5 protein-coding genes are annotated in these 6,626 nt (G+C 51.9%); 4 read left to right on the plus strand and 1 reads right to left on the minus strand.

Annotated features, from left to right (window positions below; all coding sequences use genetic code 11):
• The first annotated feature begins 91 nt into the window (after positions 1-91).
• Positions 92-1,327: a serine hydrolase domain-containing protein gene (locus L248_RS09890; protein WP_022530068.1), complete on the plus strand. Its 1,236-nt coding sequence runs from the start codon at positions 92-94 to the stop codon at positions 1,325-1,327.
• Between the two features lie 182 nt (positions 1,328-1,509).
• Here L248_RS09890 and L248_RS09895 read toward each other — a convergent pair whose 3' ends face one another.
• Complete coding sequence (locus L248_RS09895; RefSeq protein ID WP_022530069.1) at positions 1,510-2,949, minus strand: ArnT family glycosyltransferase; 1,440 nt, start codon at positions 2,947-2,949, stop codon at positions 1,510-1,512.
• Between the two features lie 412 nt (positions 2,950-3,361).
• Between L248_RS09895 and L248_RS09900 the strand changes: the two genes are divergently transcribed.
• The 3 genes from L248_RS09900 to tnpB all read left to right on the plus strand — a co-directional run bounded on the left by L248_RS09900 (position 3,362) and on the right by tnpB (position 6,468).
• Entirely contained in the window at positions 3,362-5,776 is a 2,415-nt protein-coding gene (locus L248_RS09900; protein ID WP_022530070.1) for an immunoglobulin-like domain-containing protein, read from the plus strand.
• A gap of 166 nt (positions 5,777-5,942) precedes the next feature.
• Positions 5,943-6,140: a hypothetical protein gene (locus L248_RS09905; protein WP_022530071.1), complete on the plus strand. Its 198-nt coding sequence runs from the start codon at positions 5,943-5,945 to the stop codon at positions 6,138-6,140.
• Complete coding sequence (gene tnpB, locus L248_RS09910) at positions 6,115-6,468, plus strand: IS66 family insertion sequence element accessory protein TnpB (RefSeq protein ID WP_022530072.1); 354 nt, start codon at positions 6,115-6,117, stop codon at positions 6,466-6,468. Before L248_RS09905 ends, tnpB begins: the two co-directional genes overlap by 26 nt.
• The last annotated feature ends 158 nt before the right edge of the window (positions 6,469-6,626 follow it).

Here is a 6,626-nt window from a genome sequence, read left to right on the forward strand (position 1 = left end):
AAGGCACGTCACCCGACGTGCTTTTTCTTTACATTCGGCTGACGGCTGTCAATAATGGAGGACGAGACTAGCGCAGGGGAGTGCAGAGAAAATGAAACGGATGACCACCTTATTGATCGGCTTCGTGACCGGGGCCTTGCTTGTCGGCTGCTTGGGGGCCGCCACGTATTACGGTTACGTCCGGCCCCGCCATGTGGCGGAGGTCAAGCGTGAGGCGGAGAAAGACGCCGCCGACCGCAGCAGTCTGAGCCGGCGGGCCAGCGAACTGACGGCTGAGGTCAACGAAAAGAAGACCACCACCGCTGCCCAGACGTCTCAGCCCGGACAAACCAGCGTCAATAAGCTCAGCAGCACCGCCGAAGCGACGCTGACCAAGCGCCTTCAAGATGAGCAGTTCGTCGGCACGCTGCTCCTGGTGAAGGACGGCCAGATCATCTATAACCAAGGCTTCGGCTATGCCGATGCCGCCAAGAAACGGCTGAATACACCACAATCGCTCTTCCAGATCGGCTCCGCCCAGAAGTCCCTCACGGCCACCCTTATTGCCCAGCTCATCGCGGCCGGCAAGCTCCATTACACCGACAACGTCCATCAGTACTACGACCAGATTCCGGCTGCCCGCAACATCACCATCCGCCAGCTGCTGGACATGACCTCCGGCCTGAAGATGGACGACGCTGTCCCTAAGACCGTCATGACCGACACTCAGATCGTCCAGCGCGCTTTGACCCGCATGGAATATCTGCCGGAAAACCAGGGCCATGAAGTTTACCAAGCCGTCAACTACGTCCTGCTGGCCGGCATCATCAACCAGCTCACCGGTCAGTCTTACGAACAGAACGTCCAGGCCAAGCTCTTCCAGCCCCTGGGGATCACTAGCAGCCAAGCTGGCTTCATGTGGGACTTCGCCAACCAGAGCCACCGCACCACCAGCTATGTCTCCGGTGGTCAGTTCAGTACCTACCAGAAGATTGCCAAGGAATCGGTAGCGGACATGTACCGGGAACTGGGTACCGGCAACATCTACGCTACCCCGTACACCTTCTTCCGCTTGCAGCAGGCCATCATCCAGGGCAAGTACGTCGACCGCGCTGCCGTCGCCACCCTGCGGGACAGCACCGATGGCGAATACGGCGGCGGGGTCTACAGCTACCCGACCTACATCTATTCCCACGGCGTCAAGAACTGGCAGGAACTGATCATGACCATCAGCACCGACGGCAATTCCGGCGTGATGTTCATGTCGAATCGCGCGTACGATTACGACCAAGCCCGCGCCCGGGCGGCGTGGTACTGGCAGTTCCTCCAGAACGCCCAAGTCAATTAATCAGGCACACCCGTTATCACCGGCCATCCTCGTAGTTTTCCCGACGAGGACGGCCGGTGTTTTGCTCGAAAAGCGCTGGATGGCCAGTCGGTATTGCCCGTTATCTCGGAGAACAAAAAAAACACGGCCTCAGCAAGCAAGACCGTGTTTCCCAAACAGATATTGAATTGTCAGCAGCATACTCAGCCGCGCTGCCGTTGTTTCGCCAGGACCCATTCCAGCCCAATGCCGGCCATGATGAACCACATTGGCTGAACGGAGAACGAGTACCGGTACTGCACCTCGGCGACCAGGTTCACCACCGCAAAGGTAAAGATGAAGAACACCAGTAGCAGCTGCGGATCATAACCCTTTCGCCACAAGGGGAAGAGGGCGACTAATGCAAACAGCACGATCCACAGCATCCAAGCCGTCTTCAGCTGATCGACCCAGGCCGCTAGTTTCGGATGCGTCTTCTGCATGTCGGTCAGCGGGAAGATCAGACCGCCCTGGCCGAACCAGAAGATGTTCTGCTTGTTGACGACCAGCCGGGCTACGGCACCGACCCCGGCCCGGCGCAGGTTGCCGATGTTCTCCATCATCATAGCTTTACTGGCGTCACGCTGGGACAGGTGCCGTTCCTGCTTGATGGCCTTAGTCCGTTCCAGCACCCGGGGACTGTACTGCCCATTGCTGGTGAGCTCGATCCCCGTCGCAAACTTCCAGTAGGGATCCAGCACCTTCATCCCGGCCGGCGCCAACCCGCTGGCCGACACCGCGCCGCTTAAGGCGGCGTTGCAGCCGAGGAAGGCCACGGCGATGATCGCCAGATGCAGCAGCTTCGTCCGCCACCGTGGGGTGAAGAGCCCGAATACGAAGTACGCGGCGAAAGCGACGAACAATGCGAGTCCGTCCGGCCGCAGGAAGTTGCTGAGGGACAGCACCAAGCCGCCGCCTAAGACCCACGCCCAGCTGAACCGGCTGTGCTTAGCCTGCACGACCAGGTAGATACTTAATAGAGTAAAGAAAGTACTGGCGACATTGTTCGTCAAGACCCCGTTGTACACGATGGGCGTGGCGGACAAAGCGTAAGCCATGCCGGCAAACTGAGCGACGAACCGACTGGTGGTCAGCTTTTGGGCCAGCGCATACACCAGCCACACACTGCCGGTGCTTAATAGAACATTGACGATCCGCAGCCACCACACCGAATTCACGATATGCAGCAGCAGTGCCTGGAAGAACGAGAAACCCACCTGATAAGGGAAGCTGGAGAAGTAATATCCTTTATTGAAGGAAAAATTCCCATGCAGGATCGACTGCGCCGCATTGTACTGCACCAGGAAGTCCGACGCGGGGGCGGGATGGAACAGCAACACCCCCACGATCCGGGTAATCAGGGCAATACCCAATAGGTAGAGCCAGAAATACCGGCCGTGGTAGCGATACGCCCAAAAGGCAATCAACCCGAACACTGGCAGGGCAATAATGAAAAATAGCAGATTACCAGGAACTAACGCCAGGCCGCCCAGGAAGGTCACCGCACAGAGGATGGCGAACACCACCCAGAACAGCCCATGCAGGAAACGGCCGACACCATTCAAGGGCGCCGCCTCCTGCGCTTGTTTACCAGAAAAATCCATAGCCACAACCTCACTCACTCCGAAAGATTTACACCTCCAAAAGTATACGTGTTACCGCCAAGACTGGCAATGAAGGCGCAAAAAAAAGCGATGCACCGAAGCGCACCGCCAACGATCAATTATGAGCGTCAGTACCGAATACCGAGATACAGTATAGACGATAACGCGACAAAAAGAAAGAGGACATGAAAAAGGCGGCGGAAAACCGAGAAGGTCAGGGAACAGTATTTGTTACGTAATTGAAAAGAGCGACAGTTCACAGCTCACCAATTTTCGGGTATAATGAACCTGTACCAAAAAAGTGTCAACAAGAGCGGCAAATCTTTTGAGCAATTTGTTGTTCAGGTTGACGGTGTGTGATACACTTACACTTGGTATCAAGATTATTATGAGATCTTAGGAGGAATACCACATGAAGAAATTTTCAAAGGTTAAGTACTTCGGTGCTGTAGCCGCTGCCCTGTTGGCAGTTGCTCCAATCGCAGCGCCAGTAGTTAGCCAAGTTGCTTCCCCTGCAATTGTAGAGGCTGCAACACCAGGTGCCGAAGCAATCGCGCCTCAACAAGCAGATGAAATCCAGGGTCAGTTAAACACTGATGTTCCATCCGCAGTAAGTTATACAAATGCAGTTGCCACATCCAAGTTGGCTAATATTCAACAGTGGATTACTAATCACCCACAAAACATTACAAGTGCGGGGCAGATGCCGGATGCTACAGAATTCTTGTCCCGTGGCAATCCGTTCATTACTGCTGTGCCTTTGGCGGCTTCGCTTGCTAAGTACAGTCCTACTGGTCAAAACAAAGATACTACCAATACATTCTTCAGTTACACCGTTACTGGTGGTTATGGTAACCAGTTGACCGAAAATTCACAAACGCAACAGATTAATTCCAATTTACAGTTGGCCACTATTGCGCAAGGTGCTTCCACTTACACTTTCACTGTCACTGCCTATGATAGTCGGTCACAGAAAGTTTTGGTTGGTACAGATGGAAAGGCCATTACTCGCTCTGTGAAGGTCACCATTGCTGGTAAGACAGCAACGCAGGCAACAGCAACTGGTACTTTCACGCCAGTTACGGTAAATGCTGGTGACGCTGTTCCTGGACTATTCGCTGATCCCACATACGCTGCTAATGCAATTACTCTTAAGGTTAATGGACAAAACATTACCCTGAATGCAGCCCAGGATATTGCATCGCTGGGGTATAACATTTATCAGCCCACCCAGTTGTCTGACGTGACAAGGTCAATGGCACATACGAACATTTACACTGCATTGGCTAATTATATTGATAAGTCTTCTGACACCTATACTGGGAATGGCGTCGCATACCAGGTTGCACAGCTTAGTGCAAACAACAACCAGGTTCAGGGCTTGAGGACAACGCTGGCTGGCACTGACAGTGGTCTGCTCGGTGGTGATCTCTGGTGGGATAAGGCTACTAAGAACTTGTATCTTGTCCGTCCGATTACAGTTCGAGATACTGATTACAATGCTGCTTTGCCGCAGGTCTTTTATCAATATCAGTCAAACGGGCAACCCACTCAATATTGGGAAGGTTCAACTGTTTACTTGACCACTGCTGATGATGCTTCTCTTAACAAGACTGGCAAACTGACGACAGTTGGCAGTGCGGTTACAGCTCTCGCTAAAGTCTTGGATGGCAAGACTTTCAAAGCGCAACAGAGCGCATCTAATAAGAATGGTGCATACCGGGCTAAGAATGATAAGTTGACAGATGCTGTCATTTCTGCTGCGACAAAGGCTGGTGTTAACTTTGTTAAGTCCGGTGCTTCGTCCAGTGCAGATTGGAAGTTTGACAAGACGAGTGCTGTTGACATCCCTGTCACATTCTTCAATGATGCAAATCTGACCACCACAGTTAATGTTCCGGTTACGTTAGATGGTGTAGCGCAAGATTCTCCTCTGTTCACATTTGCTCAGGGTTGGGTACAAAATCCGACGGTTCAAGTCGGGTCTCAGTTTAAGGCTACTGAGGGTATTACAGCTTGGGCTAATGCCAATCAGACTACGCAAATTGATCCTGTTAACTGGAAAATTGACGGTTCTGTTGATACTTCCAAGCCTGGTAAGTACGATTTGACTTACACCATCACCAATCCTACTTCTGGTAAGACTGCTCAGTTAAAGCGTACAGTGACTGTTACTGCTAGTGATAAGACTCAGTTTGAGGATGTCGATTCTGTCGTCTATGTTCAAACGAGCAAGACACCGCAGTATTCTTACGACGCCAAGACTGACAAGTTTACCAAGAACGATGATGTTAAAGCTCTTCCTCTGTCTTCCGGTTGGAAGACATCCAAGAAGGCAACCGCACCTGATGGATCTGTTTATTACATCGTCGGTGGTAACGGTTGGTTGAAGGCTTCGGATGTTACTACTGCCAAAGTAACTAAGACAGCTGGCGTTGTGACTGTTACCAAGGACAACGGCACATATACTACTGCCAACACGACTTCGAATTCTGGAAACGTGAAGTACTTGGCGAACAATACTGGTTGGAAGTACTTCGCTTTAGCAGTAAATCCTGATGGCACTCGTGCTTATCTGGTTGCTGATAACCAGTGGGTTTCCGCTAGCGATGTCGTTGAACGTGTAAACTCAGCTTCTGGTACGTTTACTGTAGGTTCCGATGCTGCTCCTGTATTCAATGGTAGCGGCAGTGTCATCAAAGGTACTACCTTGAAGGCTCGTTCTTCTTGGAAAGTAACTGGTGTCAAGAACATCAACGGTAAGCCTTACTACCGTGTTTCTACTGATGGTTATGTACGTGCAGATTATGGTTCTTACAAAGCATAATCTGTCATGAGTTTTTAGGAAGTCCCTCCGGGGGCTTCTTTTTTTATATCACCGCAGGGTAGTAAGGTAAGCGGTAGATAAGTAAGCGTCAAATAACTGGGTACGTAGCTCCTCGGCCAACCTCCGTCCATAATTGAGACATCAATCAATGGATGGAGGTTTTCCTATGACCCAAATCAAAGACATCGTCCCCGTGGAGCTGGTGAACCGTGCGGCCAGTACACCGGTTGTCAAAACCAAACTGGGTGCTAAAGTGAAGTTCGGCGATGCCGAGGTACTCCTTTACAACGGTATTGACGGCTACCTCGCTCACATCATTCTACAGGAGATGACCGGCAATGCTGCCCGACCTGACCAGCGCTAAGATATTCATCGTCTGCGGTCGGACTGATCTGCGAAAAGGCATCGACGGTTTGGCTGCGCTGATCCAGTCTGAGTACGATTTGGACGTGTTTGACCATTCCTTGTTCCTGTTTTGCGGAACACGCAGCGACCGCTTCAAGGCCTTGTATTGGGACGGTGACGGCTTTCTCCTATTGTACAAACGGTTTGAGAACGGGTACTTGCAATGGCCCCACAACCAAACTGAGGTGAAGCGTCTCCGTTACCAACAGCTGGAGCGGTTACTCAGCGGTTTAGCCATTGAAGAACGGCGGACCCTTCGGCCCGCCAAGCCCGGCATCATCCACTAGAAGTCCTTTCCAGAAAGCCTTGGAAAGGGCTTCCTTTTATTTCTCTGGCTTGCTATAATCCTACTATTGTTTTTATCGAAAAGCAGGTGGTGGGCTCATGGACAAGGCAGCGACGACTGAACGCGAACAACAGCTTGAACGAGAAGTCGCTTATTGGA

This window comes from Schleiferilactobacillus shenzhenensis LY-73 (assembly GCF_000469325.1).
In the GTDB taxonomy this organism is placed as follows: domain Bacteria; phylum Bacillota; class Bacilli; order Lactobacillales; family Lactobacillaceae; genus Schleiferilactobacillus; species Schleiferilactobacillus shenzhenensis.

Coding starts and splice junctions, on each gene's coding strand:
- L248_RS09900 (WP_022530070.1), top strand. CDS start 3,362: ATGAAGAAATTTTCAAAGGTTAAGTACTTCGGTGCTGTAGCCGCTGCC.
- L248_RS09905 (WP_022530071.1), top strand. CDS start 5,943: ATGACCCAAATCAAAGACATCGTCCCCGTGGAGCTGGTGAACCGTGCG.
- tnpB (WP_022530072.1), top strand. CDS start 6,115: ATGCTGCCCGACCTGACCAGCGCTAAGATATTCATCGTCTGCGGTCGG.
- L248_RS09895 (WP_022530069.1), bottom strand. CDS start 2,949: ATGGATTTTTCTGGTAAACAAGCGCAGGAGGCGGCGCCCTTGAATGGT.
- L248_RS09890 (WP_022530068.1), top strand. CDS start 92: ATGAAACGGATGACCACCTTATTGATCGGCTTCGTGACCGGGGCCTTG.